This window comes from Streptomyces chilikensis (assembly GCF_001642695.1).
Taxonomy (GTDB): domain Bacteria; phylum Actinomycetota; class Actinomycetes; order Streptomycetales; family Streptomycetaceae; genus Streptomyces; species Streptomyces chilikensis.
Genome location: NZ_LWCC02000005.1, coordinates 165702 through 192696 on the forward strand (window position 1 = coordinate 165702; position 26995 = coordinate 192696).

Genomic DNA, 26995 nt, shown 5'->3' on the forward strand with positions numbered 1-26995 from the left:
CAGCGGACCCCCTCCGCCGCCGCACCGGGCCAGGCAGGCGCCCTTCCCCGGCGCAGGCCCGCGGGGACCGGAACCCCCGCCACGGGCCCCGGCGCCGCCGCGGCCTCCACGCTTCCCAAGCGCCGCCGCGGCCAGACCTTCGCCGCCGCGCACCCCGAAGGCCTGCCGGGCGCGGCCGGCACCGCGGACGACGGTGCCCCCGCGCCTTCCTCGCTCCCCCGGCCGGCCCGCCACGGCGCGCGGTTCCACGCGTTCCGGACCGCCGTGACCGGCCGGGCCGACCGGGCCGGCCAGGAGAACGCCACCCCCCGCTCGTCCGGCCCGGCGACAGCCGAGGACTAGGACTTCCCCCAAGCCCCCGCGAGCGCCGACACCCGAGGAAGCGACAGATGAACCACGACCACAGCCGCATCGCAGAGCTCACCTGGCTCCTGGAGGGCCTGCTCGAACGGACCCCGGGAGCACGCCACGCCCTGGTGCTCTCCCGGGACGGCCTGAAGCTGTGCCACTCCCCCGAGCTCACCGTCGACCAGGCGGACCAGCTGGCCGCCATATCGGCGGGCATCCAGTCCCTCGCCCAGGGCGCCTCCGCCGAGTTCGGCAACGGCGACGGCGGTGTGCGGCAGTCGATGACGGAGTTCCACGGCGGCCTGCTGTTCATCGTCGAGGCGGGGGCCGGCGCCCACATCGCGGTGGTCGCCGAGGAGGAGGCCGACCCCGGCCTGGTCGGGCACACCATGCAGGAGCTGATCGAGCAGCTCGGCGAGCACCTGAGCACGCCGCCCCGGGAGTCCTCCGACCCGGCCGTCCAGGTCGCCACGTCGTGAACCGGCCGGGGCCCGACGACCGGCCGGACCGGCTGTACACCCTCACCTCGGGGCGCAGCCGGCCCTCCCGGGAGGACCTGGACCTGGTGACGCTGATCGTCACCGAGAGCGAACCGGCGGCGGGACTGTCGTCGGAACTCACGGCGATCCTGCGTCTGTGCGTCCACCCCACCTCGGTGGTCGAGATCTCCGCCGAGCTCGGCCTGCCCGTGTCCATCACGAAGATCCTCGTATCGGACCTTCTGGACGCGGGCCGGGCCACCGCCCGTCATCCGCGGTACACAGCGTCCGGCCGTCCGGAGCTGGATCCCGCCACACTGGAGAAGGTGCTCGTTGGACTCCGCGCTCTCTGAAACCCGGCCCGCGCCCGACGGGCCGCGGGCCCCGCTCGGCGACCGCGCCAGCAACGGCCTGAAGATCGTCGTCGTGGGCGGTTTCGGGGTCGGCAAGACGACCCTGGTCCGTTCGGTGAGCGAGATCCGTCCGCTCAACACCGAGGAGACGATGACGCGGGCGGGCGTCCCCACCGACGACACGCGGCACGTGCCGGAGAAGACGGGGACGACGGTCGCCTTCGACTTCGGGCGGATCACCCTCGACGAGGAGACCGTCCTCTACCTGTTCGGCGCGCCCGGCCAGGAGCGGTTCTGGTTCCTGTGGGACCGCCTGTTCGCCGGGACCATCGGCGCGGTGGTCCTGGTCGACGACCGGCGTCTGGACGACTCCTGGTACGCGATCGACCGGCTCGAGCACCACGGCACCCCGTTCATCGTGGCCCGCAACGACTTCGGCGGTCCCCCGCACACCCTCGAGGAGATCCGGGACGCGCTCGACCTGGACCCGTCCATCCCCCTGATCGACTGCGACGCCCGTTCCCGGGAGTCCAGCAAGCGGGTGCTGCTCACCCTGGCGGAGCACCTGCAGACCCTCCACGGGGCCCACGCCGCGGCCCTCGTCCGGTGAGGCCGAGATGAACACTTCTGCCCAGACCTCCGCGCAGGACGGTGTCTGCCCCGTCGACCTGCTGGCGGACGAGCGCTTCCACACCGCGCCGCACGCCCAGTACCGGGACATGAGGGCCCGGTACGGTCCGGTGGTGCCGGTGGTGTTCGCCGGTTTCCCGGCCTGGCTGGTGATCGGCTACCGGGAACTGCACCAGGTCACCAGCGACCCCGAGCTGTTCCCCCGCGACGCCGGCCTGTGGAACCAGTGGCCGCACGTGCCCGCGGACTGGCCGCTGCGGCCGATGCTGGGCGAGCGCGTCCCCTGCGTGTACTTCACCGTGGGCGAGGAGCACCGCCGTCACACCCGCATGGTGAACGCGGTGCTGGAGCAGACCGACGCCTTCGCGCTGCGCCGGGAGACCGAGGAGCTGGCGGACCGGTTGATCGACGGTTTCTGCGGCCGCGGGAGCGCCGACCTGGTCGACGAGTTCGCGATGGCGCTGCCCATCCTGACCCTGGCCCGGCTGGCGGGCTTCCCCGACGAGGACGGTCCGCGGATCGCCCGGATCATCCAGCGGCTCTCCGACGCCGGACCGGACGCCCAGAAGGCGAACGACGAGTTCGGCGAGAGCATGCGGGAGCTGCTGCACTCCAAGCGGGAGCTGCCCGGTCCGGACATCGCCTCGCGGATGCTCGCCCACGACAGCGGCGCGGACGCGCCGTTCACCGAGGAGGAGATGGTCTGGGACCTGCGGGCCGTCGTGGCCGCCGGCTACCTCCAGACCACGGACTGGATCGGCAACTCGATCCGTCTGATGCTCACCGACGAGCGCTTCGCGACCGCGCTGGGCGGAGCCCGCCAGAGCATCGCGCAGGCCATGAACGAGGTGCTCTGGGAGGACACCCCCGCCCAGATGCTGCCCAACCGGTGGGCGGCCCGCGACACCACGCTGGGCGGGCGCGTCGTGCGCGCCGGCGACCTGATCCTGCTCGGGTACGGCGGGGCCAACCTGGACCCGCACGTGCGCCAGGACCTCACGGCCGGCCGGACCGTGGTCGCGGCGGGCAACAGCGCCCACCTGTCCTTCAGCCACGGCGAGTACCGGTGCCCCTTCCCCGCCCAGGAGATCGCCGAGATCATCGCGCGGACCGGGATCGAGGTGCTCCTCGACCGGCTGCCCGACCTGGAGCTGACGGTCCCCGCCGAGTCCCTGATGCGCCGCCCCTCCCCGTTCATGCGGGGCTTCACGTCGCTGCCGGTGCGCTTCACCGCCGTCCGAGCCGTGGGAGACCACTGATGAAGTGCCCCTACAGCGGTGCCGCCACCGCCGAACCGCTGGTGATCGACCCGATGGTCCGGGACCTGGACGGCGAGACCGAGCGCCTGGTCGCGGCGGGACCGGTGGTCCCGGTCGACCTGCTCGGCGTGCCCGCCTGGTCGGTGACCCGGCACGCCGTCGCCCGGGACCTGCTGCTCGACCCCCGTCTGGTCAAGGACCTGAACGAGTGGCGGCTGTGGCGGGAAGGGGTGGTCACCCGTGACTGGCCGCTGATCACCATGATCGACGCCGGCCGTTCGATGTTCACCGTGGACGGCGCCGACCACCGGCGGCTGCGCACCAAGACCGCGCAGGCGCTCACGCCCCGGCGCATCGAGGCGATACGCGAGGACATCGTCGCCTTCACCCGGGAACTCCTCGACGCGATGGAGGAGGCCGGCCGCGACGGCTCCCCCGTGGACATGAAGGCGGTCTTCGCCCAGCCGCTGCCGATGCGGGTGGTGTGCCTGCTGCTGGACGTCCCCGAGGGGAGCCAGCCCTGGCTGGCCGACGGGTACAAGCGGTTCTTCTCCATGCTCACGCCGCACGAGGAGCGGCTGGAGATCCTGGAGACCTTCGACCGGTGGTACCTCGACCTCATCCGGGAGCGCAGGGCGCACCCGGGTGACGACCTGCTCAGCGCGCTCATCCACAGCGAGGAGGGCGGCGAGCCGCTCACCGAGGACGAGGTCCTCGGCAACCTCAAGGCGCTGGTGGCCGCGGGGCACGAGACCACCATCGACCTGATCACCAGTGCGACCCGGGCCCTGCTGAACCACCCGGACCAGCTCGAGCTGGTGCGGGCGGGGAAGGTGCCGTGGGAGGCGGTGGTCGAGGAGACCCTGCGCTGGGACCCGGCCAACAGCCACCTGCTGATGCGTTTCCCGACGGAGGACCTGGCCGTGGGCGGCACGGTCATCCCCAAGGGCGACGGCGTGGTCATGTCCTACCGCGCGATCAACCGCGACCCGGAGCAGCACGGGGCGGACGCGGACAGGTTCGACGTCACCCGGCGGCTCCCGATCCGCCACATGGCGTTCGGTCACGGACCGCACATCTGCCCCGGCGCCGCGCTCTCCCGCCTGGAGGCGGCCATCGCCCTGCCGGCCCTCTTCGAGCGGTTCCCGCGGATGCGGCCGGCCGTGCCGGACGAGGAGATCCGGAACCTCCCGGTGATGACGCAGAACGACCTGGTGGCGTTCCCGGTGTTCCTGGCCTGACGCGCCGTCCACGCCGGAGCCCCGGCCCGCCGCCCCACGGCCGCGGTCCGGGGCTCCGGCGTGGACGGGGCGGGCGGAGGCGGAGGCCGGGGCGGGCAAGGACCGGCGCGCCGTGCTCCGCGCGCCAGGCCCCGGCGCGTCAGGCGTCAGTGCGTCCGGCGTCGGCGCGTCAGGCCCCGGCGCCGGCGCGTCCGGTGGCCACGGCGGCGAAGCGGTGGGCGACGGTGCGCCAGACCTCGGCGGCGGCCGCCTCGTCCTGCCGGGCGCGGGCGAGCAGTTCCGCGTGGTCGAAGCCGTTGCGGGCGAGCCGGCCGGGGTTCCAGTGGACGAGGTCCTCGGCGCCGGTCTCCGGGTGGAACTGCACGCCCCAGGCGGCGGGGCCGACCCTGAACGCCTGGTACGGGCAGGTCCGCGAGCGGGCCAGCCAGTGCGCGGCGGGCGGCAGCGCGGTGACGGCGTCCACGTGGTGCTCGACGGCGGTGACCCGCCCGGGCAGGCCGTGGAGGAGCGGGTCCCCGGCGACGGCGCCGGGCAGCAGGGTGAGCGGGGTGCTGCCCGCCTCGGGGGCGCCGTGCCCGGCGCGGACCTCGCCGCCCGCGACCTGGGCGAGGAGCTGGCCGCCCAGGCAGATGCCGAAGTAGGGCAGGCCGGTGTCCAGCGCCCGCCGGGTCAGCGCGCGGACGGCGGGGAGCCAGGGCGCGCGGACGTCGTCGTCCGGCATGAAGGGGCCGCCGAGGACCACCAGGGCGGCGTGACGGCCGGCGGCCGGGGCGTCGGGGAGCGCAGCCCCGGTGTGGGCCTCGACCACCTCGCAGCCGAGGCCCGCCTCGTCCAGCCAGTCCCCCCAGCGGCGGGGGCCGCCTCCGGGGAAGTTCTGGATCACGAGAGCGGTGGGCGCGGTCATGGGTGTCCCTTCGACGCGGCGGGCCCCGGCGCGGCCGGCCTCCGGCGTGGTGATCCCTACCCCCGGCGGGCTCCGGCCAGTGCCCGAAGGCGCCCGGGAACGCGGAACGCTTCTTCCCCCGCGCGGGCGGTGGCTGCCAGGATGGCGGAGCCATCGGCGCGGGGTGGTGAGCGCGAGGGGGAACGACATGATCGAACCCGTTGGGGACGAGTGCCTGCGGGCCCGTCTGGTCGCGGCGTTGGAGGACGCCGGATTCGGGTGGGAACAGGTGGCCGGCTGCCGGAGGCTGGGCGGCGGCACCTTCAGCGACGTCTACGGGGTGAGGACCGCGGAGGGCGCCCGCGCGGTGGTGAAACTCGCCCCCGCCACCGGCTCGCCCGTGCTGCGCTACGAGCGCGGCATCCTCGGCACGGAGGCCTGGTACCTGCGGACGGTCCGCGAGAGGACTTCCGTCCCGGTTCCCACGGTGCTGGCCGTGAGCGCCGGGGACGAGGGAGGGCCGGGCGACCACCTGGTGACGTCCGAGTGCCCCGGAGTGCCCTGGGAGGAGCTGGCGCGGAGCGTCGGCGCCGAGGCGCGGGCGGCGCTCCGCGAGGAGCTCGGCGGCCACATGGCCCGGGTGCACGCCGTCACCGGCACGGAGGGGTTCGGCTATCCGGCGCTGCCGTTCGGCCCGCTGCGGTCCGGCTGGCGCGAGGCCTTCCTGGAGATGGTGGACTCGGTGCTGGACGACGCCGGGCGCTTCGGGGTCACCCTCCCGCGGCCCGCCGGGGAGATCCGCGACGTGATCGCCGCCGAGAGCTCCTCGCTCGACGAGGTGACGACTCCGCGGCTGGTCCACTGGGACCTGTGGGACGGCAACATCCTCGCCGAGCGGCGGCCGGACGGGCCGCGGATCACGGCGCTGATCGACGCGGAACGCGCCCTGTGGGGCGACCCGGTCGCGGAGCTGGTGTCGCTGGCCCTCTTCCACGACATCACGCGGGACGAGCCCTTCCTCCGCGGCTACCGCGCCGCGGGCGGCTCCGTGTCCTTCGACGCCTCCACCCGCAACCGGATGGCCCTCTACCGCGCCTACCTGTACCTGATCATGTGGGTGGAGGCGCGGCCCCGGCGGTTCGGGGCCGCGCAGCTCGCCTGGCTGGAGCGGGACGTTTTCGAGCCGCTCGGGGTGATGCTGGACGCCTGGGCCCGGGGGGAGGGGCCGGTGGCCCACTGGTGGCCTAGGGGATGAGCACCAGGCGGACGGGGTTGCCCTTCTTGGACGTGAGGGCCTCCACCGCCTCGGCCGCCTCGGTGAGCGGCAGGGTGCCGCTGATGGAGCGCGAGAAGTCCAGCCGTCCCAGTTCGACCATGCGCACCAGGTCCGCCACGTGCCGCGGTTCCGAGCCGTAGTGGCCGAGGATCTGCTTGCGCGTGTACTGGAACGGCCCGTCGTTCTCGACCGTCAGCGCCCCTCCGCTGATGCCCACCAGCACCAGCCGGCCGCCCGTCCTCAGGGCCTTCAGCGCCTGGCTCCGCACGGGCGCGACGCCCGCGAAGTCGATCGCCGCGTCCAGTCCCGTCCCCTTGGTGGCGGCGGCGATCCGGGCGTCGAAGTCCGGGTCGGCGGGGTCCAGCGCGAGGTCCGCGCCGAACTCCAGCGCGCGCTCGCGGGCCGCCTCCACCGGGTCGACGGCGACGATCGGCGCCGCGCCGGCGAAGCGCAGCAACTGCACGCCGTGCGCGCCGAGGCCGCCGATGCCCCAGACGCCGACCGACTCGCCCGCCCTGATCCGTCCGGTCCACTCGACGGCGCCCCAGGGGGTGGACACGGCGTCCGGGATGATGGCGGCCTGTTCGAACGGGAGGCTGTCGGGGATCGGCAGCAGCACCTCCGCGGGGGCGACCACGTACTCCGCCCAGCCGCCGTCGTAGTCGACGCCCATCGTCCACACCACGTCGTCGACGCGCTTGCCCGCGCCGACGACCACCCGCGCGCCGGGCCCGATGCCGGTGACGCCCTCACCGGGCGCGTCGACCTCGCCGGCCACCTCGTGCCCGAGCGTGACCTCGTCGCCCCGGAGCAGCATCGGGCGGAGCAGGCCTTCGATCAGGTGGACGTCGGAGAGACAGACGCCCGCCGCGCGGACCCGTACCCTCACCTCGCCCGGCCCCGGTTCGGGGAGCGGCACCTCCTTGACGCCGAAGGTCCTGGTGGCGAAGTTCATCCGGCCCGCCAGCATGGTGCGGTTCATGACGTGGGTCCCTTCCTGCCGCTGTCGTCTTCCGTCGGACGGACTGCCGTGTACCCACTCCGGCAGCGGCTCGCGCCGTTCCCCCCGCACGGCGGACGCTCCGCCGGTCCCGGTGCGGGCCGCGGCCGTCCCGCCGGCGGCGGCGCGGGCGGTGCCGGCGTCCCCGGATCCCGCCGCGTGTCCGCACGGGTGCGTTCAGTCCCGCGCGCAGTGCAGGTAGAGGTGCGGTTCCGGCGCCGCCTCGGGGTGGGCGGGGGTGAAGAGCACGGACCTCTCCTCGACGACGGTGAGGCCCGCGCCCCGGGCCAGCTCCTCGAACCCGGCCGCGGCGAAGCTGCTCACCCGGACCGGGTGGCCCATGAAGGCGTGCGGGACGTCGTCCACGTCCACCGGCACCGTCGCCAGCACCACCGTGCCGCCCGGCCGGACGGCACGGGCGAGGCGCCGCACCAGGCCGGTCTGCTCCTCACGGGTCATCTGCAGCAGCGAGAAGTACACCGTGACGGCGTCGAACGACGCCTCCTCGAGCGGCAGCTCGCGGGCGTCGGCGAGCCGGAACCTGGCCCCGGGCACCTGACGGGAGGCCAGCTCGACCATCACCGGCGAGACGTCCACCCCCAGCACGTCGTGGCCGGCTCCGGCGAGGACCTCGGCGGTGGGCCGGCCGGTGCCGCTGCCCACGTCGAGGATCCGGCTGCCGGGCTCCAGCCGGTCCAGCAGCCACGCCAGCGAGGCGTGGTGGGCCTCGGACCCGGCGAAGGCCTTCTCGTAGTCGGCTCCCAGGGCGTCGAAGAGCGCTTCCGGGCGGGGGCGGGCGGTGCCGCCGTGGGCGTCGGTCATGGCGGCATCGTCGCACCGGGTGCGGAGGGGGACAATGGCGCGGTGCCCACCTTGCTGATCGTGCATCACACGCCCTCGCCGAGCTGCCAGGCGATGTTCGAGGCGGTCCTCTCCGGAGCGACCGACCCGGAGATCGAGAACGTGAAGGTCGTCCGGCGGGCCGCGCTGGCCGCGACCGCCTCGGACGTGCTGGAGGCCGACGGCTACCTGCTCGGCACACCGGCCAACCTCGGCTACATGTCCGGCGCCCTCAAGCACTTCTTCGACCAGGTCTACTACCCCTGTCTCGACGCCACCCGCGGCCGTCCGTTCGGCTACTACCTGCACGGCAACAACGACGTGACGGGCGCCGCCCGCGGCATCGAGACGATCACCACCGGTCTGGGGTGGAGACGCGCCGCCGACCCGGTGACCGTCACCGGCGATCCCGGCAGGGCGGGGACCCGGGCGTGCCGGGAGCTGGGCGCGACGGTGGCGGCGGGCCTGATGGACTGAGCCCGCCCCGGGTCCCCGGTCCTCGGTCCCCGGGTCAGCACTTCTCGTCGGTGCGGACCACCCCGAACTGGTACACCTCACGGCCGTTCGTCCCGCTGAGCTGGTGGACCGTGCAGAGCCTCCACTCCACCGGGTTCTCCACCGGCCGTCCGGCCCCGCTCGCGTCGGTGAAACGGATGTCCACGTCCGACCCGAGCTGCTCCATGGCGCGCTGGGCGTTGCCGCCCTCGAAGTCCGCGGTCCGGTCGGCCAGGGTGCTCAGCACCTCGGGCGTGGCGGCGGCCGGGGAGCCGGAGGCGGCCGGTTCCCCGGCCGGGGCGCCGTCCGGGGAGCCGCACGCCGTGGCCCCCAGGAGGGTCACGGCGAGCACGGCGGCCGAGCGGGTGACGGTGGTGCGCAGGACGGTGAGGCGGGGGGCTGTGGGGCGGGGGGCTGTGGGGCGCATGATCCCTCTCGGACAGCGGCCGGGCCGGCCGGACGGCGAACGGTGCCCGCCCGCCGGTCCGGTGATCCACCTGGCTGCGGGCGGGGAGATCGAACTCTACGCCCGCCCCGCCACCCGGACGCCCGCGGGGGGCGCCCGGCCGGTCAGGCCAACTGGCGTACCGACATCAGAAGATGACGGTGCGTCACATCTTCGGCGTCACCCGCTCCGTCCTCCCGGACGCCGCACAGCAGGGCGCGCTGGCCCGGGCCGAGCAGCTCGAACCGGATCCGCCGCGAGGTGAAGGACTGGAGGGCGTCCAGCAGGTACTGGGGGTTGAAGGCGACCGAGACGTCCCCGCGCCCGGTGAGGGTGGCCGGCATCCGCTGCGAGGCCACGTCGTCCTCGTAGCCGGCCTGCAGCAGCACCTCGCCGGCCGCCGAGAAGTCCAGCCGTATCGGGCTGTCGGATTCGGCCACCACGCCGACCCGGCGCACCGCCTCGGCCAGCGGCTCGCGCTCCACCTCGGCCACCGCGGGGCCGTCCAGGGAGAAGAGCTTGTCGTAGCGGGGCAGCCGGCCGTCCAGCAGCCGCAGGGCGCTGCGCACGCCGGCGGTCTCGAAGGAGACCAGGCCGCCGCCGCGCGGGTCGAGGCCCACCCGCAGCGTCCCGGAGCGGGCCGCGGCACGCGCCAGGTCGGTCAGCCGCCGCCCGGGGAGCACGGCCTCGAGGGGCTCCGCGGCGGCGTCCGGCTCGGGCTTCCAGGGCAGGGAGCGCACGGCGTAGCGGTAGCGGTCGGAGGCGGAGAGGGTGAGCGTCTCCCCGTCCGCGCGCAGCTGGACGCCGGTGAGCACGGGCAGGGTGTCGTCCCGTCCGGCGGCGACCACCACCTGGCCGAGCGCGGCCGCGAACTCCGCGGCGTCCACCTGGCCGCGGACCGCCGGGAGGGCCGGGAGCGCCGGGTACTCCTCCAGGGGCAGCGTGGACAGGCCGAAGCGGGTGCCGCCGCCGTCCACGGTGAAGCGGGAGCCCTCCAGGGCGCAGCCGACCCCGCCCTCGGGCAGGACCTTGCAGATGTCCGCCAGGCGGCGCCCGAGGACCAGCACACGGCCCTCGGCGAGCGTGTCGGCGGGGGTGTCGACCTCGGCGAAGGCCTCGTGGTCGAAGCCGGAGATCCGGAGCCGGCCGGCCCGGGCGTCCAGCAGCAGGCCGCCCAGCACCGGCACCGTGGAGCGTGCCGGCAGGGACCGGGCCGCGCGGGCCACGGCCTCCGCGAGCGCGCTCCGCTCGATCGTGAACTCCATCGCGCCCATCCCCCGTCGGGTCGTCGGTCGGCTGTGGCGCCCACGCTAGGCGGTGCCACCGACAACGCCCCTCGGGCGACTACCCCGCCGTGGCCGCGAGCTCCTCCTCCAGCCAGGTGCGTCCCCGGGTCCTGGGGGCGATGCGGGTGCCGTCGAGGAGGGCGGTGAGCCGGTCGGCCTCGGCCTGGACCGCGGCGCGGGCGTCGGCGCCGACGTCCTCGAGGAAGCGGTGGACGACCCCGCCCCCGGCGTCGGTGGTCCAGCCGCCGACGACGCGGCCGTTCCACCAGACGGAGGGGCCGATGTTGCCCGCCCGGTCGAACAGCTTCGGGCCGTGCGGTCCGAGGAACCACTCGCGCCGCTGCCAGCCCATCGGCGTGGGGTCCAGCGCGGGCAGCAGGGCGGCCCAGGGCTCCGGTGCGGGAACGTCCTCCAGGTCGTCGGCGAGCAGCAGCCCCGGCGTGCCGTCGAGGTCGACCTCCACCAGGTCCAGGCCGGCCAGGGCCTGCCGGGTGCGGGTGCGGGTCCAGCCCGTCCACCACTGGAGGTCCTCCGCGGGGGCGGGCCCGAACGACCGCAGCCACAGCCGGGCCAGCTCCGTCGCCGCCTCGGCGACGGGGAGGTCGGCCAGGCCCTGCGGACACCACCGTTCCAGCGGCGACCACCGGTACTGGTGGGACGTCCACGATCCGCGCGGCCGGCCGCGCACCGCCAAGCCCTCGGCGGCCAGCAGGAGCAGCAGCCGGGCGGCGACGGTGGGCCGCGCCTCGTTCCGGCTGCCCCGGCCGATCACCACGCGTTCCGCCAGCCGGGGGTCGTCGGAGGCCAGTTCGGCCGCCGTCGCCTCACCGCGCTTGTCCAGCGAGGCGAGCGCCGCCTCCTCGGCCCCGGCCAGCCAGCGCTCGGCGCCGGATTCCGTGCCGTCGCCGAGGCCGGAGCCGGCGAGCATCCCGACCAGCTTCCGCCGTTCCCTCGCCGCGACCTCCCGGGAGCAGGCGGCCTGGAGGACGGCGGCCCGGTCCAGGGTGGTGACGAAGACGGTCCGGCGCATCGCCAGCAGCCGGATCAGGGTCCGGTCGTCGTGGAGCGCGCACTCCACCTCGGCCACGCCGCAGCCGGTGGTCCGCGCCCAGCAGGAGATGTGGACCGACGACGGGTCGGTGCCGTGCAGCGCCACCACCGCGCGGGCGGCGTCGGCCGGGTCCGTGGCCCGGTCCCCGGGCGTCAGCAGGTGCCGTCGTCCCAGCCGTGCCCGTCGCTGTTCCGCCGTGATGGCCCGCATGCCGCCGTCTTCCTCCTCGGGCTCCTCGGGGGGTCCGCCCGGCGTCCGTGCGGCGCGACGGCCCCGGGCGGCACGGGCAAAACGAAAGGCAAGGAGAGCGCTCTCCCTGCCGTGCTCAACGTATAGCGCACCCGGGGGCTTGCCGCAAGGCCCCGGTGAGGCCCCAGAATCCGGTGGTCCGACCGACCACCGCTGTGCGTGCGGCACGGCGTCCCGGAGGTGTCGCAGTGACCGAGCAGTACGTACTGGATCTTCGATCCGTGGACCCGGCACGGGTGTCGCTCGTCGGCGGGAAGGCCGCGCACCTGGGCGCGCTGTCGCGGATCGGGGGCATCCGCGTGCCGGACGGCTTCTGCGTGACGACGGACGCCTTCCGGCGGGCCCTGGCGCAGGCGCCGTCGGCCGACGACCGGATCGACCGGCTGTCGCGCGTGGACCCCGACGACCGGGAGGCGGTCAGGACGCTCAGTGCGGAGATCCGCCGGACCGTCGAGGCGATCCCCGTCCCGGACGACGTCGCGGCGGAGATCACCCGCGCGCTCGCCCGGTACGGCGGACGCGCCGCCTACGCCGTCCGGTCCAGCGCGACGGCCGAGGACCTGCCGACGGCGTCCTTCGCCGGCCAGCAGGACACCTACCTGAACGTCCTGGGACCGGCGGTCCTGCGGCACGTCGGCCGGTGCTGGGCCTCGCTGTTCACCGAGCGGGCCGTGACCTACCGCCGGCGCAACGGCATCGACCACCGCGCGGTGCGCATGGCGGTGGTGGTGCAGCGGATGGTCGTCCCGGCCGCGGCCGGCGTGCTGTTCACGGCCGATCCCGTCACCGGGAACCGGAAGGTCGCCACCGTGGACGCCGGTTTCGGCCTCGGCGAGGCCCTGGTGTCGGGGCTGGTGAACCCGGACGTCTTCAGGGTGCGGGACGGCGAGGTCGTGGCCAGGACGGTCAACGTCAAGCGCCGCGCCGTGCGCGCCCTGCCGGACGGCGGTACGCGGGAGGTCGGGATCGACCCCGGGCAGCAGGGGGAACCGGCCCTGACGGACGCGCAGGCGGTGCGCCTGGTGGCACTCGGACGGCGCGTCGAAGCGCACTTCGGTCGTCCCCAGGACATCGAGTGGTGCCTGGTGGACGACGACTTCGAGATCGTGCAGAGCCGTCCGGTCACGACGCTGTTCCCCGTCCCCGAGAGCGGCGACCGGGAGAACCACGTCTACGTCTCCGTCGGCCACGGGCAGATGATGACCGACCCCATGAGGGCACTGGGACTCTCCCTGTGGCGGACGACGGCCATGGTGCCGATGCACGAGGCCGGCGGGAGGCTGTTCGTCGACGTCACCCGGCGGCTGGCCTCGCCGTCGAGCCGCGCCGCCCTCCTGGACGCCCTGGGGAAGGACGATCCGCTGATCAGGGACGCCCTGGAGACCGTCCTGGAGCGCGACGGCTTCGTTCCGTCGTTCCCGGACGCGGTGCCCGGCGGGCCGCCGGCCGGTGGCGCCGCGCCCGCCCCGGTCGGGAACGACCCGGCCGTCGTCGGCGAGCTGATCGGGCGCAGCGAGGCGTCCCTCGCGGCACTGGAGCGCGACATCCGGACGAAGAGCGGGCCGGCCCTGTTCGACTTCCTGCTGGAGGAGGCCTTCGTGGAGCACCGGCGGATCCTCGGCGACCCGCTGAGCCATCAGGCGGTCATGGCGGGGATGGAGGCCACCCGGTGGCTCAACGACCGGCTGCGGGAGTGGCTGGGCGAGCGGAACGCGGCCGACACGCTGACGCTGTCGGCCCCCGGCAACGTCACGTCGGAGATGGGGCTGGCGCTGCTCGACGTCGCGGACGTGATCCGTCCGCATCCGGAGGTGGTGGCCTTCCTGCGGGGCGTGGAGGACGAGGACTTCCTGGACGGGCTGGGGAAGCTCCCGGGCGGGGCCGAGGCGCGCGCCGCCGTGGAGGCCTACCTCGACCGGTACGGCATGCGCTGCGTCGGCGAGATCGACATCACCAGGCCGCGGTGGCGCGAGCGCCCCGCCCTGCTGGTTCCCGCGATCCTCGACAACGTCAGGAACTTCGCGCCCGGCGCCGCAGGGCGGCGCTTCGAGGAGGGAAGGTCGAGGGCGCTGCGGAAGGAGCGGGACGTCCTGGCGCGCCTGCGGGACCTGCCGGACGGCGACCGCAAGGCCGCCGACACGAAGTGGATGATCGACCGGGTCAGGATCTTCATCGGGTACCGGGAGTACCCCAAATACGACATCGTCAGCCGCTACCTGCTCTACAAGCGGGCCCTGATGGCGGAGGCCGGGCGCCTGGTGCGGGCCGGCGTGCTCCCCGACCGGGAGGACGTCTTCCACCTCACCTTCCAGGAGTTCCACGACGCCGTGCGCACCCGTCAGGTGGACCACGGGCTCGTCCGGCGCCGCAAGGAGGCGTTCCGGTCGTACCACGCGCTCACGCCGCCCCGGGTGCTCACCTCGGACGGCGAGGCCGTCACCGGGGCGTACCGGCGCGACGACGTGCCGGCCGGCGCCCTGACCGGTCTGCCGGTGTCCGCCGGGACCGTGGAGGGGAGGGCACGCGTCGTCCTCGACATGGCGGACGCCGATCTCGCGGCGGGCGACATCCTGGTCACGGCCTTCACGGACCCCAGTTGGTCACCGGTGTTCGTCGGGATCGCGGGCCTGGTGACGGAGGTGGGCGGTCTGATGACCCACGGCGCGGTGATCGCCCGGGAGTACGGGCTGCCGGCCGTGGTGGGCGTGGAGCGGGCCACCCGGCTGATCCGGGACGGGCAGCGGATCCGCGTGCACGCAACCGAGGGGTACGTCGAGATCCTGCCGTGAACCGGGCCCGGGAAGGGCGGACGACAGGTTGTCGACAGCGGTGTCGGGAAAGCGTCTATGATGCTGACACCGCTGTCGTCAAGTTTCGGCAAAGCGCCGCCGTGCCGTGGCCCGGTGCTGCCCTTCGCCTCCTGATCCGTGGAGATCCCTGTGTTCCTCGCCCTACGCGACCTGCGCTTCGCCCGCGGTCGTTTCACCCTGATGGGGGCCGTGGTCGCCCTCATCGCCGTGCTCGGGGTCCTGCTGTCCGGACTGGCCTCCGGGCTGGCGGACGCCGGCATCTCCGGTCTGCGCGCCCTGCCCGTGTCCCACATGGCCTTCGACGCGAAGGCGACCGGTGAGCAGTTCTCCCGTTCGATCGTGGAGGCGGAGGACTGGGAGGCGTGGTCCGAGGCCCCCGGGGTGGAGCGGGCGGAGCCGTTCGGCAACACCCTCGTCAACGCCCGGGTGACCGCGGGCGCGGAGAAGGGTGAACAGGTCGACCTCGCGGTGTTCGGCATGGCACCGGACTCGTTCATGGCGCCGGCGCCCACCGAGGGGAGGCCCCTGGCCGACGGCGGCGGGGGCGTCGTCATCACCCGGGAGATCGCCGACCTGGGCGTGCGGATCGGGGACGTGCTGACCGCGGACCGGAGCGAGGTGCGCCTGGAGGTCGTCGGCCTGGTCGACGAGCCCGTGTCCTACGGCCACATCGGTGTCGTCTACGCCGACCTGGACACCTGGCGTCACCTGCACCACGGCCTGCCCGGGGAACTTCCCGGGGCGGCGGGCGAACAGGCCACCGCGGTGGCGCTGGCCCTGGAGCCGGACGCCGACGTGACCGCGGTGGAGAAGGCGACCGGCACCCGCGCCGACACCAAGGAGGAGACCTTCGACGCCTCCCCCGGCTACGCGGCGGAGTCGAGCACCATGGCACTGATCAAGGGTTTCCTGTACGCCATATCCGCCCTCGTCATCGGGGCGTTCTTCACCGTGTGGACCGTGCAGCGCAAGGCCGAGATCGCCCTGCTGAAGGCGCTCGGCGCGCCCACGCGCTACGTCCTGCGCGACGCCCTCGCCCAGGTCCTGGTGGTCCTGGTGGCCGCCACGGCCGCCGGCACGGCGGTCGGACTGGCCCTGGGGAGCGCGATGACCGGCAAGGCCCCCTTCTCCCTCTCCGCCTCCGCCGTCGCCACCTCCGCCGGGCTCCTGGTCGGCCTCGGGGCCGCGGGCGCCGCCGTCGCCGTACGCCGCATCACCGCCGTCGACCCCCTGACCGCCCTGGGAGCCACCCGATGACCGTCCCCGCCTCCGGCACCACCACCGCTCCGAACTCCACGACCGCCGGCCTGAGCCTGCTCGACGTCACGCTGGTCCACGGCGACGGCGACACGGCCGTCACCGCCCTCGACCACGTCACCCTGCGAGTCGCCCCCGGGGAGTTCGTCGCCGTCGTCGGCCCCTCCGGCTCGGGCAAGTCCAGCCTCCTCGCCGTCGCCGGCGGTCTGCTGCGGCCCACCTCCGGGACCGTCTCCGTGGCCGGCACCGAGCTGACGTCCCTCACCGACAAGCGGCGCACCGAGGCCCGCCGCCGGCACATCGGTTTCGTCTTCCAGCAGTCGAACCTGCTGAGTTCGCTGACCGTGAGGGAACAGCTGCTGCTGCCGTCGCACATCGACGGGAGCCTCGACGCGGCGGCCCGCGCGCGGGCGGACGAACTCGTCGAGGCGGTCGGCCTCCCACACCGCGCCGGCTCCCGGCCCCACCAGCTCTCCGGGGGCGAACGCCAGCGCGCGGGTCTGGCCCGCGCGCTGATGTCCTCCCCCGCGGTGCTCCTGGTCGACGAGCCCACCTCGGCGCTGGACCGGGCCCGTTCGGCCGAGGCGGTGCGGCTGATCGCCGAACAGACCCACGAGCACGGGACGGCGACGGTCATGGTCACCCACGACACGGCGATAATGGACGCTGCCGACCGGGTGTACGAGATGGTCGACGGTCGCCTGTCCTGACCGGGGAGGCGGTCCGGCCCGCGACACCCGGACCGTTCACCACCCCGGAGTCCGCCCGTATGCCCAGGATCAACGCCGCCACCGTCGCCGAGCACCGCGCCCGCCAGCGCGAGGCGTTGATCCAGGCAGCCATCGACCTCCTGGTGAACGAGGGCGCCGCCGCCGTGACCCCCGCGGCGGTCGGCGCCCGCGCGGGCCTGGCGCGCTCCAGCGTGTACCAGTACTTCGACTCGTCGGCGGCCCTGCTGGCGACCATCGTCGAGGAGGCCTTCCGCCGGTCCGACGAAGCCCTCGCCCGGGCGATGGCGGACGCGACGGGTCCGCTGGAGCGCGTGGAGGCGTACTTCAGGGAGAGTCTGCGGCTGGGCGCGGAGGGCGCCCACCGGCCCGCGGCCGCCCTCATGGGCGCGGACCTCCATCCCGCCTGCCAGGAGCGGCTGATGGAACTCCACCTGCGGCAGGTCGCTCCCTTCCGGGCCGCCGTGGGGGAGATCGGCGTGCCCGACCCCGAACTCACCGCGGACCTGATCGCCGGCATGCTGCACTCCGCCCTGTCCTCCGTCGAGCACGGCACCCCTCTGGAGGCCGTGACCAGTCGCGCCCTCGCGCTGGTGCACCGGTGCCTGGCCACGGAGGGCTGACCGGACAGGACCCTCGCTCCGGCTCCGGCTCCGGCTCCGGGCCACCGGTTCCCGGTCCGGCCCGCGGTCCGGGCCGGGCATACGATGGACACCGGACGCGAAGATCACGGGGCGGAAGCGAGGCGGGGCGGATGAGCAACACCGAGGTGCACCCCCCGGAAGTACTGTGCACGTCCTCGCCGGGGCCCTCCGCCCGGGTGGAGGTCCTGACCCCGCGCTCGGTGCCGCTGGGCGGGCCGCGCGCGATGACCGTGCGGCGCACGCTGCCGCAGCGGGCCCGTTCGCTGATCGGCGCCTGGTGCTTCGCCGACCACTACGGCCCGGACGACGTCGCCGGAACCGGCGGCATGGACGTCGCCCCGCACCCGCACACCGGCCTCCAGACGGTGAGCTGGCTGTTCACCGGCGAGATCGAGCACCGTGACAGCCTGGGCAGCCACGCCATGGTCCGTCCCGGTGAGATCAACCTGATGACCGGCGGGCACGGCATCGCCCACACCGAGGTGTCCACCCCGTCGACCACGGTCCTGCACGGCGTGCAGCTCTGGGTGGCGCTGCCGGCCGAGCACCGCGACGCGCCGCGCGACTTCCGCCACCACGTGCCGGAGCCGGTGGCGCTGCCCGGCGGCGCGGGCGAGACCCGCGTCTTCCTGGGCTCGCTGCTCGGTTCGACGTCGCCGGTCCCGACGTTCACCCCGCTGCTGGGAGCCGAGCTGGTCCTGGCCCCCGGCGCCACCGTCAGCCTGCCGGTGGACGAGAGCTACGAGCACGGTCTGCTGCTGGACACCGGTGCGCTGACCTTCCCCGGCGGGCACCGTCTCGCACCCGCGGAACTCGGCTACCTGGCACCGGGACACGCCACCGTCGACATCGCCAACCCGAGCGCCGACGAGTCCGCCCGGGTGATCCTGCTGGGCGGACCGCCCTTCGGCGAGGAGATCGTCATGTGGTGGAATTTCGTGGGCCGTTCGCACGACGAGATCGCCGAGGCACGGGCCGCGTGGGAGGCGCGCTCCGACCGGTTCGGCGTCGTCGAGGGTTACCCGGGCGACCGGCTGCCCGCGCCCGCCCTGCCCAACATCCGTCTCCAGCCGCGGAGGAACCCGGTGCCCCAGACCCCGCCCGCCCCCGACGGGACCACCCAGGTCCGTCTCGCCTCCGGGGCCCACCGGTACGAGATCCTGGTGGAGGGCACGGTCGCCGGCTTCACCGAGTTCCGCGACCACGGCGCCCAGCGGGTCTTCTTCCACACGGTGGTCGAGGACGCCTACGCCGGACGCGGCCTGGCCTCGGTCCTGGTCCGGGAGGCGCTCAACCACGTGCGCACCAGCGGGATGCGCCTGGTCCCGATCTGCCCGTACGTGGCCAAGTACCTGACCAAGCACGACGGTTTCCGCGACATCACGGACGAGGACACCCGGGAGATCCGGTCCTGGCTGAAGGCGGAACTCGGCTCCTGACCCCGGGCTCCGGCGTCGGCGGCGAGCTCGGCGGCCACCGGCGCGATCGATGCCCCGGCGTTCACCCGTGGGTTCCGCCGCACCAGGCGCACCGCCGGTACGGGCCGGGGTGCGCCGGCCGGACTCCCGGACGAGGGGGTGACGGCGGAACGCGGCGGTGACGGCGGGTCGGCCGCGCGGACCGCTTCCCCCTGTTCCGCCGTCCCGCCGTCCCGCCCGGCCCCGGTGTTCACCCGGCCGTCGCCCTGCGGCCGGATCGCGGACTTCCCCCGCGCACGGTGAGCAGGCACGCTCCGGCTGTCCGACTCCAGACGTCGATCACCGTCCTCCGGGAGCGAGTTGTGAAGACCCGTAACAGCAGACCGCGCGTCCTGTCCGCCGCCGCGCTGGGCGCCGCCGTGGCGGTGGCGGCCACCACGCTGGCCGCCGCCCCGCCCGCCGGGGCCTCGGACCGGTTCCACGACGGACTCCCCGTCGTCACGCCCCGCGCGGAGACCGCCCCGGTCTTCGACGACGAGGAGGGCGGCAACGCCGACGCCGACGACCCGGCGATCTGGCGGAACGCGGCCGACCCGGACCGCAGCCTGGTGATCACCGCGGTGAAGGAGGGCGGCCTGCGCGTCTACGACCTCGACGCCCGGCAGGTGCAGGCCGTCGCCGCTCCCCCGGCCCCCGGTCCCGAGGACGCCCCGGGCCGGTTCAACAACGTCGACCTGGTGCACGGCCTGCGGCTGTCCTCCGGCCGGGCGGACGTCGCCGTGTCCAGCGACCGCGGCACCGACCGTCTGCGCTTCCACCGGATCGACGGCGGGGCCGCCGGCGCTCCGCTGACCGACGTCACCGACGCGGCGGCCCCGCGGATCTTCACCGCCTCGCAGGAGGAGGTGAACGAGGAACGCACCGCCTACGGTCTGGCCGCCTACACCGACCGGCGCACCGGCCGTTCCTACGCCGTGGTCAGCCGGGCGGGGACCACCGAGGTGGCGCTGCTGGAGCTGGGCGCCACGTCCGCCGGCACGGTCACCTACCGGAAGGTCCGCACCGTCGCGCTGCCCGCCGCGTTCCGTCTGCCCGGCGGGGGTTCCTGGTCGCCGTGCGGCGAGCCCGGTGAACTGCCCCAGGTGGAGGGCATGGTGGTGGACACCAGGACCGGCACGCTGTACGCCGGGCAGGAGGACGTGGGCGTCTGGAGGCTCCCCGCCGATCTGCGGGGCGCGCCGCGGCTCCTCGACAAGGTGCGGGAGTTCGGGGTTCCCGCCGCGTACGACGAGGAGAGCGACGAGTGCCTCCCGGCCGGTGAGGACCCGGGCCTCGGAGGCGCCCGCCTCACGGCCGACGTCGAGGGCCTGACGCTGCTGCCCGGCGGTGCGGGCGGTGCGGGCCGGCTGATCGTCTCCAGCCAGGGGGACGACACCTTCGCCGTGTACGAGCGCGGCCGTTACGCGGGCGGCTTCCGCGTGGTGGCGTCCGGGGAGCTGGACGGCGCCGAGGAGTGCGACGGCGCCGCCGTCCTCGACGCCCCGCTGGGCAGCCGGTATCCGGACGGGCTGCTGGTGGTGCAGGACGGCCACGTCTCGCCCGAGGACGACGACCGGGAGGCCACGGGCTTCAAGTTCGTCGACCTCGCCGACGTCGAGGCGGCCCTGGGCGAGCGGCGCTCCTGAGCCCCGCGGCGGAGCCGGGGCCGGAAGGACCGCGCGGCCGGGCACGGCCGTGGGCCGTGCCCGGCGCGGGGGCTACCCGGACTCGTCCCCGGCCCTCCCCGGCTCCGCCATCTTCCGGTGGAACAGGCCCTTCACCTTGTCCGGCAGCACCTTCTGCACCGTCCCCTGGGCCTTGGTCTGCGCCGAACCCGTGACCAGCTTCCTGCGTCCCTTGGTGACGGCCTCGAACGCCTGGCGGGCCACCTCGGCGGGGTCGTCCTTCTCCATGGCGCCGATCTTGGTGTCCTCCATGCCCGCGCGGCGGAAGAAGTCGGTGTCGGTGGGGCCCGGCATGAAGGAGGTGACCGTCACGGCGGTGTCCTTCAGCTCCTCCTGGAGCGCCTGGGCGAAGGACTGCACGAAGGACTTCGACGCGTTGTAGACGGACTGGAAGGAGCCGGGCGACAGGGAGGCGATCGACGAGGTGAACAGCAGCCGCCCCTCGCCGCGTTCCAGCATCCCCCGCAGCAGCGGCTTGGCGAGCAGCACCGTGGAGGTGACGTTGAGGTCGATGACCTCGCGGTCGTCGGCGGGGTCGGTGTCCGCGAAGGCGCCGCCCCGGCCGACGCCGGCGTTGAGCGCCGCGACGTCCACGGCGAACTCGGCGGCGGCCGCCGCCACCCGGGCGACCTCCTCGGGATCGCGGAGGTCGGCGCGGACCGTGCGCACGTCGGCGCCGGTCTCCCGCAGCCGGCGGGCGGCGTCCTCGACGGCCTCGTCCTCGGCGTTGATCAGCAGGTCGTAGCCGTGCTCGGCGAACTGGCGGGCGAGCTCGAAGCCGATGCCGCGTGAGGCGCCGGTGACCAGGGCGACGGGCCGGCGGCTGCCGGGCTCTCCGGGATCGGGTGTGGTGTGGGGGGTGTTCATGAGAGCGGAGTAACCGCCCTGGGCCCGCTCAACCGCCCGGCCGGCCCGCGTCGTCCGTCCGGCCCGGCCGCACGGCCAGCAGGGCGACGTCGTCGGTCGCGTCGGCGCCCAGGCGGATCAGCAGTTCGTCGCAGAGGGTGCCGAGCGGTTCGTGGGCCAGGGCGACGGCCTGGTCGCACAGTCGCCGCAGGGAGTCGTCGAGGTCCTCGCCCCGTCGCTCGACCAGGCCGTCGGTGAAGAGCAGCAGCGTCGCCCCGGGGGGCACCCGCACCGAGGCGCCTTCGCGGGGCAGGTCGTGGCCGGTGCCGAGCATCAGCCCGGTGCCGCCCTCGAGCAGGCCCGCCCCCCGGCCGGGGTCCACCAGGAGGGGCGGCAGGTGTCCGGCGGAGGAGAAGTGGAACTCCCACTCCCCCGGCGGGAGTTCCCTCATCCGGCCGTACACGCAGGTGGCGGTGGCGGCCGACCGCAGGCTCCGGTCGGCCGCGTCGAGGCGGCCGAGCACCTCCTCGGCGGGTTCCTGCCGGTCGAGGGCGATGCCGCGGAGCATGCTGCGCAGCTGGCTCATGGCGATCGCCGCCTCGAGGTCGTGGCCGGCGATGTCACCGATGATCAGGGCGGTGTCCCCGTCGGGAAGGCGGAAGCAGTCGTACCAGTCGCCGCCGATCTGGGTGGTGACGGAGGACGTGGCGTAACTCGCGGCGATCTCCAGCCCGGGCACCCGCGGCAGGACCGGCAGCAGGTCGCGCTGGAGCCGTTCGGCGACGTACCGGGTTCCCTCGTAGAGGCGGTGGTTCTCGACGGCGAGGGCGACGGAGCGCACGAGGTCGTCGACGAAGGCGAGGTCGTCCTCGACGAAGGGCCGCGCGGGATCCTCACGGGCGAGGGTGAGGGCGCCGAAGATCTCCCGGCGGGCGCGCAGCGGGGCGACGACCGCGCTGGAGGCGCCGAACCGTTCGAAGAGCGACCGGTAGCCGGAGTCCAGGCCGCACTCCCCGGGGCGTGACGGGATCCGTCCGTCGAGCAGCAGCGGGCCGGCGCCGCGCAGGGCGCGGGCGAGGGGACCGCGTGCGCGCTCCGAGACGGACGGGAGACGGCCCTCGAGCCCGCCGGACGCGATCCTGCCCCCGTCCCGGTGCATGACGCCGACGCGTTCCACGGTGTCGCCGTCGAGGAGGTCGATGACGCACCAGTCGGCCAGGCGCCTCACCAGGTGTGCGGAGACGGCGTGCAGGCCCGGGCCCAGGTCGGAGGCGTCCGCGAGTTCGCGGCCGACGTCGGCGAGCAGGCTGAGCCGCCCCGTGGCGGTCGTGGCCGCCGCGGCCGCCACGGGGCGGCGCGCGAACTCCGGGAGGCCGGGCGGCTCCTCCTCGGCGAGCCGGTGCGGCGGGGGCGGTGGTTCGGGCAGGCCCGTCGGCCGGACGACCGGCCTGCGGTGGGAGGGGCGGGGCTCCGGCCCGAGGGCGGTGCTGCGGGGCAGCATCTGGCCGATGAACACGGTGTGGCCGTCGGACGTCTCCTGGGCCTGGATCAGGAGCCGGACGGGCACCAGGTGACCGTCCCGGTGGAGCGCGGGAAGGGGTACGGCCCTCCCCAGGATGCGGGGCCGCCCGGTCAGCAGCAGCGAGCTGAACGCGGCCCGGTGGCGGTGCCTCAGGTGGTCCGGGATCAGGTCGGTCAGCGGACGGCCGACGAGGTCGTCGGTCTCCCAGCCGAGGAGATCGGCGGCGGGGGCGTTGACGGCGACGATCCGGTTGTCGTCGTCGACGACGACGGTGGGCAGGCGGCTGGTGCGGACCTCCTCCTCGTCCCAGGGCATCAGGTCGAGCGGGCTGTCGGAGGGATCGCGTGGCACCACCGTCCAGGCGGTCGGCAGGGCGCCGTCGAGCTGTCCGGTGATCTGGTCGAGGAACCAGTCCTGCAGGGCCTGGCTCTGCGGGAGTCCGGGCCGGGTGAGCAGCAGTTCTTCGCGGCCGGCCTCCTCGGCGGTCTCCAGCACCCGGCGCAGCAGCCGGACGGCGGGTCCGGCGTCCGCGGGGAGGGCGAGGGTGACGGTGCGGACCCCGGCGGCGCCCGGCCGGTCGTCGAGCGCGGCGAGTGCGGCGGCGCTGAGCAGGTTGTTGGTGTCGTGGGCGGCGAGCAGGTCCTCCGGGTCGACGCCCAGCCGGTCGCCGACGGCTCCGGCGAGGACAAGTTCGCGCAGGACGGCGTGCCGGTGCTGCTGGGAGGTGACGTGCAGCGCCCCGGGCAGGTCGATCAGCACGACGGGAGCGGTGTCCCGGCCGGTGAGCGGGCGGGGCGGGCCCCAGCGGGAGGGAGCCTCCGCGCCCCCCTTCTCCCGCAGCAGTTCGAACCAGACCTTCTTCTGCCCGCCCTCCCGGTCGACGCCGTGCCGGTCCGCGAGTTCGGCGACCACGCCGAGGCCCCGGCCGGTGCCCGCGTTGGGAGGACACTCACGGGGCAGCGGCATGCGGTCGGGTCTTCGGTCGGCGACCTCCACGCGGACCCGCGCCCGGTCGACGTGGACCGTCACCTCGGTCTCGGTGCGGGCGTGCAGGAAGCTGTTGCCGGCCAGCTCGCTGACCAGCAGCCGGGCGGTCTCGAGGGTCTCCTCCGGGACGGACGCCCGCTCCAGGACGGACACCACGAACCGGCGGGCGGCGGGAACGCTGTCCGGCCGCCGCCCGTCGAACCGCCGGGACGGCGGCGCTCCGGGCGGCGGCGGACTGTCCATGCGGACCAGTCTGCCGCCGCCCGGGGCCCGACGCGCGGGACCTCCGCCGTACGGGGGACCCGGGCGGGGCCCGGCGCGTCCCGGCCGGTCAGCGCAGGGTGTCCGCGAGGATCCGCGCCACGTCCTCCAGCAGGACGTCCTGGCGGGGCGCGTCCCGCTCGGGCTTGGTGGTCAGGACGGCCATCACCAGTGGCGTTCCGTCCTCGGTCCACACCACGCCGACGTCGTTGAGCGAGCCGTAGGTGGACGCGGCGCCCGTCTTGTCGGCGATGGTCCACTCCGGCGGCAGTCCGGCCCGCAGCCGCGTCCTCCCGGTCCGGTTGCCCAGCAGCCAGGAGGTGAGCAGTTCGCGGTCGGGCCGCTCCAGCGCGCCGCCGAGCACCAGGCGTGCGTAGGTCGCGGCGATGGCCCCCGGGGAGGTGGTGTCGGTCTCGCGCCAGGGCTCGCCGGAGTTGAGCTCCGTCTCCCACCGGTCGAGCCGGGTCACCGGGTCGCCCAGCGAGCGGGCGAAACGGGTGATGCCGTGGGGGCCGCCGATCTGCCGCAGCAGCAGGTTGCCGGCCGTGTTGTCGCTCCACTGGACGGCCGCCGCGCACAGTTCCCGGACGGTCATCCCGGTGGCCAGGTTGGCCTCGCAGACGTCGGAGTTCTCGACCAGTTGGGCCTCGGTGTAGCGGATCCGCCGGTCGAGGAACTCGCCGTCGCGGTCGCGGTCGCGCAGCACGGCGGCCGCCGCCAGCGTCTTGAAGACCGACAGGATGGGGAACCGCTCGTCGGCACGGTGCCGCACGGTCGTCCCGGTGACCGTGTTCCACGCGTGGACGCCCACCCGGGCGCCGTGCCGCCGCTCCAGCTCGCGCAGTCGTGCGACGGCGTCGTCCGGGGCTCCGCCGGCGGCCGCCGGCCCGGTGGCCAGCATGGTCGCGGCGGTGGCGGCGCCGGCCGTCAGGAAGGTGCGTCGGGAGGCGGTGAACCGCTGTGTCCCTGAGATGGCTCTCTCCGTTCCTCGGTGATCTCCGTCCCCATGGTCGACGCCGTCGCCGCGGGCTCCGGTTCCACGGCTTCCCGGGCGCGGCCGGCCGCCTCAGCCCTCGCGCGCGGCGCGGACCGCGGCGGCGGTCTCCTCGGCGATCAGGTCGGCGTTGAGGGCGGCTCCCGCCATGAGTCCCGCCGCGGAGGCGACGGTCACCATGGCCGCCAGGTCGGCGGTGTTGCCCGCCGCCCAGACGCCGTCGATCTCCGTGCGCCCCTGGGCGTCGGCGGCGACGTGCGACCCGAGCGGGTGGTCCGTGGGGCTGCCGCCGAGCTGTTCGTACAGATCGGTGCGGGCCGCGAAGCGGGGGCCCACCACCACGGCGTCGGCCGGGAGTTCCCTGCCGTCCTGGAGGAGTACGGCCCGCAGGGCGCCCTCCTCGTCGTCGAGCAGCCGGGCCGCCGGGCCGTCCACGATCGCGATGCCGCGCGCGGAGAGCTGTGCGAGCGTCTCCTCGTCGGGGGCCGGCATGGTGTGCCGCAGGAGCGTCACGTCGTCGCTGAGCTGCCGGAACATCTGGGCCTGGTGGGTGGCGTGCGGTCCGGTGCCGAGCACGGCGATCCGGCGGCCGCGGACCTCCCAGCCGTGGCAGTACGGGCAGTGCAGCACGCCGCTCCCCCAGTGTTCGCGCACGCCCGGCAGGCCGGGGAGCTCGTCGGTGAGCCCGGTCGCCAGCAGCAGGCGCCGCGCGCGGACCGTGCCGCCCGCGGCCAGGGTCACCCGGAAGCCGTCGCCCGAGCGGCGGGCCGTGACGGCACGGTCGTCCAGGATCCGCGCCCCGTACCCCTCGGCCTCACGGCGGCCGGCCGCCAGCAGTTCGAGGGGCGGGACGCCCTCCCTGCCCAGCACGTTGTGGGCGCCGTCGGCGGGCGCGTTCCGGGGGTGCCCGGCGTCGACCACGACCACGCGGCGCAGGGACCGGGACAGGGCGACGGCCGCGCTCAGTCCGGCGGGGCCTCCGCCGACGATCAGGACGTCGGCGGCGGTGCCGTCGGTGGCGGTGCCGTCGGTGGTGGTGCTCATGAGGTCCTCCTCGGGACAGGGGCGGTGCCGGGCGGCGTCAGGCCCGGCGCGCGGCCCACACGGTGCGGACGGATCGGGGGACGAGGTCGCGGCGGCGCCCGACGAAGGCGGGGTCGCCGGGGGTGAGGATCCGGTCCAGGGCGGCCAGGTCCTCCGGGTCCAGCTGGTCCTCCAGCGCACCGCGGATCCTGCCGAGGACCAGGTGGGCGTAGTGGGCCGCCTCCTCCCCCGGAGCGCCTTCCGCGGTGACGGTCCAGCGGTCCACGGGTCCGAAGCCGGCCCGTTCCAGGTCGTCCCGCCAGTCGGGGTGGGCGTTCCATCCGGCCGCGGCCGTCACCGCCCGGCAGCGCTCCTCCAGGCCGGGGCGCCCCGCTCCGGCGTCCTCGGGGAGGAACCGCGGCATCCCGTCCGACTCGACGACGATCAGCAGGCCGCCCGGTGCGACGGCCCCGTGCAGCCGGCCGAGCAGGGCGGCGGGGTCGGCGACGTGGTGCAGCGAGGAGGAGGCCCAGACGACGTCGAGCGGTCCGAGGTCGGGCAGCCCGGCGTCGAGGTCGGCCTCGGCGACCCGCACCCGTTCGGCCAGGCCCGCGTCACGGGCGGCGGCCAGGACCCGTTCGAGCATCACCGGCGAGCGGTCGACGGCGGTGACCCGCGCGGCGGGGAGGCGGCGGGCCAGTGCCAGGGTCCCGACGCCGGGACCGGACCCCAGGTCGGCGGCGTGCCGGGGATCGGCGGGGCCGAGCCGGGTGACCGCGCGGGCGAGCGCTTCCTCCAGGGCGGGCGCGAAGGTGCGGGCCTCCAGCTCCAGCAGTCCGGCGTGCGCGGCGTCGCCGCCGTGGTCGTGGTGCCCGCCGTGCCGGGCGGGGGATCGCGGGTGAGCATGGGGGTGGCCGTGGCCGTGTGTGTGGTGGCGTGTCATGCC

The 26995-nt window shown here is 75.0% G+C and carries 24 protein-coding genes and 2 pseudogenes; 15 read left to right on the plus strand and 11 right to left on the minus strand.

Annotated elements, in window-relative coordinates; translation table 11 throughout:
- The 6 genes and pseudogenes from A2U95_RS31945 to A2U95_RS00915 form a co-directional block, all read left to right on the plus strand.
- Positions 1 to 342 (plus strand): annotated as a pseudogene (locus tag A2U95_RS31945) (hypothetical protein); the annotation flags it as partial.
- A 47-nt stretch (positions 343 to 389) separates the two neighbouring features.
- Positions 390 to 827 (plus strand): roadblock/LC7 domain-containing protein, encoded by a 438-nt coding sequence (locus A2U95_RS00895; RefSeq protein WP_166020339.1) that lies wholly within the window; start codon positions 390 to 392, stop codon positions 825 to 827.
- Positions 824 to 1180 carry a DUF742 domain-containing protein gene (locus A2U95_RS00900; RefSeq protein ID WP_166020340.1) on the plus strand — a complete coding sequence of 119 codons (357 nt, stop codon included), beginning with the start codon at positions 824 to 826 and terminating at the stop codon, positions 1178 to 1180. The genes A2U95_RS00895 and A2U95_RS00900 overlap by 4 nt, the downstream gene beginning before the upstream one ends.
- Positions 1161 to 1790 (plus strand): GTP-binding protein, encoded by a 630-nt coding sequence (locus A2U95_RS00905; RefSeq protein ID WP_166020341.1) that lies wholly within the window; start codon positions 1161 to 1163, stop codon positions 1788 to 1790. The genes A2U95_RS00900 and A2U95_RS00905 overlap by 20 nt, the downstream gene beginning before the upstream one ends.
- A 7-nt stretch (positions 1791 to 1797) precedes the next feature.
- Entirely contained in the window at positions 1798 to 3069 is a 1272-nt protein-coding gene (locus A2U95_RS00910) for a cytochrome P450 (RefSeq protein ID WP_166020342.1), read from the plus strand.
- On the plus strand, positions 3069 to 4310 hold the full coding sequence (locus tag A2U95_RS00915) for a cytochrome P450 family protein (protein WP_166020343.1): 1242 nt from the start codon (positions 3069 to 3071) through the stop codon (positions 4308 to 4310). The genes A2U95_RS00910 and A2U95_RS00915 overlap by 1 nt, the downstream gene beginning before the upstream one ends.
- Before the next feature lie 169 nt (positions 4311 to 4479).
- On the opposite strand, the gene A2U95_RS00920 is transcribed toward A2U95_RS00915, so the two are convergent.
- The gene (locus A2U95_RS00920; RefSeq protein WP_166020344.1) at positions 4480 to 5214 is read right to left on the minus strand and encodes a type 1 glutamine amidotransferase; all 735 of its coding nucleotides are present in this window, start codon (positions 5212 to 5214) and stop codon (positions 4480 to 4482) included.
- Positions 5215 to 5401: 187 nt separating this feature from the next.
- Between A2U95_RS00920 and A2U95_RS00925 the strand changes: the two genes are divergently transcribed.
- Positions 5402 to 6448, plus strand: coding sequence for a phosphotransferase family protein (locus tag A2U95_RS00925; RefSeq protein ID WP_166020345.1), 1047 nt, complete (start codon positions 5402 to 5404; stop codon positions 6446 to 6448).
- Here the strand turns inward: A2U95_RS00925 and A2U95_RS00930 are convergent.
- Both A2U95_RS00930 and A2U95_RS00935 read right to left on the minus strand, forming a co-directional pair.
- Entirely contained in the window at positions 6438 to 7451 is a 1014-nt protein-coding gene (locus A2U95_RS00930; protein WP_166020346.1) for a zinc-binding dehydrogenase, read from the minus strand. The two genes, A2U95_RS00925 and A2U95_RS00930, sit on opposite strands and share 11 nt — an antisense overlap.
- A 195-nt stretch (positions 7452 to 7646) precedes the next feature.
- Positions 7647 to 8291 (minus strand): class I SAM-dependent methyltransferase, encoded by a 645-nt coding sequence (locus A2U95_RS00935; protein WP_166020347.1) that lies wholly within the window; start codon positions 8289 to 8291, stop codon positions 7647 to 7649.
- A 42-nt stretch (positions 8292 to 8333) separates the two neighbouring features.
- Here A2U95_RS00935 and A2U95_RS00940 point away from each other — a divergent pair, with 42 nt between their 5' ends.
- Positions 8334 to 8786: a flavodoxin family protein gene (locus tag A2U95_RS00940; protein ID WP_166020348.1), complete on the plus strand. Its 453-nt coding sequence runs from the start codon at positions 8334 to 8336 to the stop codon at positions 8784 to 8786.
- Between the two features lie 34 nt (positions 8787 to 8820).
- On the opposite strand, the gene A2U95_RS00945 is transcribed toward A2U95_RS00940, so the two are convergent.
- From A2U95_RS00945 to A2U95_RS00955, 3 genes are all read right to left on the minus strand, one after another.
- Entirely contained in the window at positions 8821 to 9231 is a 411-nt protein-coding gene (locus A2U95_RS00945; protein ID WP_166020349.1) for a hypothetical protein, read from the minus strand.
- Positions 9232 to 9374: 143 nt separating this feature from the next.
- A complete protein-coding gene (dnaN, locus tag A2U95_RS00950; RefSeq protein ID WP_166020350.1) occupies positions 9375 to 10514 on the minus strand; it encodes a DNA polymerase III subunit beta in 1140 nt (379 codons plus the stop codon).
- 79 nt (positions 10515 to 10593) lie between these two features.
- A complete protein-coding gene (locus tag A2U95_RS00955) occupies positions 10594 to 11796 on the minus strand; it encodes a winged helix DNA-binding domain-containing protein (protein WP_206282789.1) in 1203 nt (400 codons plus the stop codon).
- A 227-nt stretch (positions 11797 to 12023) separates the two neighbouring features.
- Here A2U95_RS00955 and rph point away from each other — a divergent pair, with 227 nt between their 5' ends.
- From rph to A2U95_RS00985, 7 genes and pseudogenes are all read left to right on the plus strand, one after another.
- The gene (gene rph / locus A2U95_RS00960) at positions 12024 to 14624 is read left to right on the plus strand and encodes a rifamycin-inactivating phosphotransferase (RefSeq protein ID WP_166020351.1); all 2601 of its coding nucleotides are present in this window, start codon (positions 12024 to 12026) and stop codon (positions 14622 to 14624) included.
- A gap of 150 nt (positions 14625 to 14774) precedes the next feature.
- On the plus strand, positions 14775 to 15902 hold the full coding sequence (locus tag A2U95_RS00965; RefSeq protein WP_166024637.1) for an ABC transporter permease: 1128 nt from the start codon (positions 14775 to 14777) through the stop codon (positions 15900 to 15902).
- Positions 15899 to 16612: an ABC transporter ATP-binding protein gene (locus tag A2U95_RS00970; RefSeq protein WP_166020352.1), complete on the plus strand. Its 714-nt coding sequence runs from the start codon at positions 15899 to 15901 to the stop codon at positions 16610 to 16612. Before A2U95_RS00965 ends, A2U95_RS00970 begins: the two co-directional genes overlap by 4 nt.
- 59 nt (positions 16613 to 16671) lie before the next feature.
- The gene (locus tag A2U95_RS00975; protein WP_166020353.1) at positions 16672 to 17253 is read left to right on the plus strand and encodes a TetR/AcrR family transcriptional regulator; all 582 of its coding nucleotides are present in this window, start codon (positions 16672 to 16674) and stop codon (positions 17251 to 17253) included.
- Between the two features lie 131 nt (positions 17254 to 17384).
- Positions 17385 to 18359 (plus strand): annotated as a pseudogene (locus A2U95_RS00980) (pirin family protein); the annotation flags it as partial.
- Positions 18360 to 18713, plus strand: coding sequence for a GNAT family N-acetyltransferase (locus A2U95_RS32335; RefSeq protein ID WP_277350928.1), 354 nt, complete (start codon positions 18360 to 18362; stop codon positions 18711 to 18713). It abuts the pseudogene before it with no gap.
- Positions 18714 to 19054: 341 nt separating this feature from the next.
- Positions 19055 to 20377, plus strand: coding sequence for a phytase (locus A2U95_RS00985; RefSeq protein WP_277350857.1), 1323 nt, complete (start codon positions 19055 to 19057; stop codon positions 20375 to 20377).
- Positions 20378 to 20449: 72 nt separating this feature from the next.
- Here the strand turns inward: A2U95_RS00985 and A2U95_RS00990 are convergent, their stop codons facing one another.
- From A2U95_RS00990 to A2U95_RS01010, 5 genes are all read right to left on the minus strand, one after another.
- Positions 20450 to 21283: an SDR family NAD(P)-dependent oxidoreductase gene (locus A2U95_RS00990; protein WP_166020355.1), complete on the minus strand. Its 834-nt coding sequence runs from the start codon at positions 21281 to 21283 to the stop codon at positions 20450 to 20452.
- Positions 21284 to 21311: 28 nt separating this feature from the next.
- On the minus strand, positions 21312 to 24014 hold the full coding sequence (locus A2U95_RS00995) for a SpoIIE family protein phosphatase (RefSeq protein WP_166020356.1): 2703 nt from the start codon (positions 24012 to 24014) through the stop codon (positions 21312 to 21314).
- An 88-nt stretch (positions 24015 to 24102) separates the two neighbouring features.
- On the minus strand, positions 24103 to 24933 hold the full coding sequence (gene bla / locus A2U95_RS01000) for a class A beta-lactamase (protein WP_166020357.1): 831 nt from the start codon (positions 24931 to 24933) through the stop codon (positions 24103 to 24105).
- Positions 24934 to 25098: 165 nt separating this feature from the next.
- Positions 25099 to 26070, minus strand: coding sequence for an NAD(P)/FAD-dependent oxidoreductase (locus A2U95_RS01005; RefSeq protein WP_166020358.1), 972 nt, complete (start codon positions 26068 to 26070; stop codon positions 25099 to 25101).
- 37 nt (positions 26071 to 26107) lie between these two features.
- Positions 26108 to 26992 (minus strand): class I SAM-dependent methyltransferase, encoded by an 885-nt coding sequence (locus A2U95_RS01010; RefSeq protein WP_166020359.1) that lies wholly within the window; start codon positions 26990 to 26992, stop codon positions 26108 to 26110.
- Between the last annotated feature and the right edge of the window lie 3 nt (positions 26993 to 26995).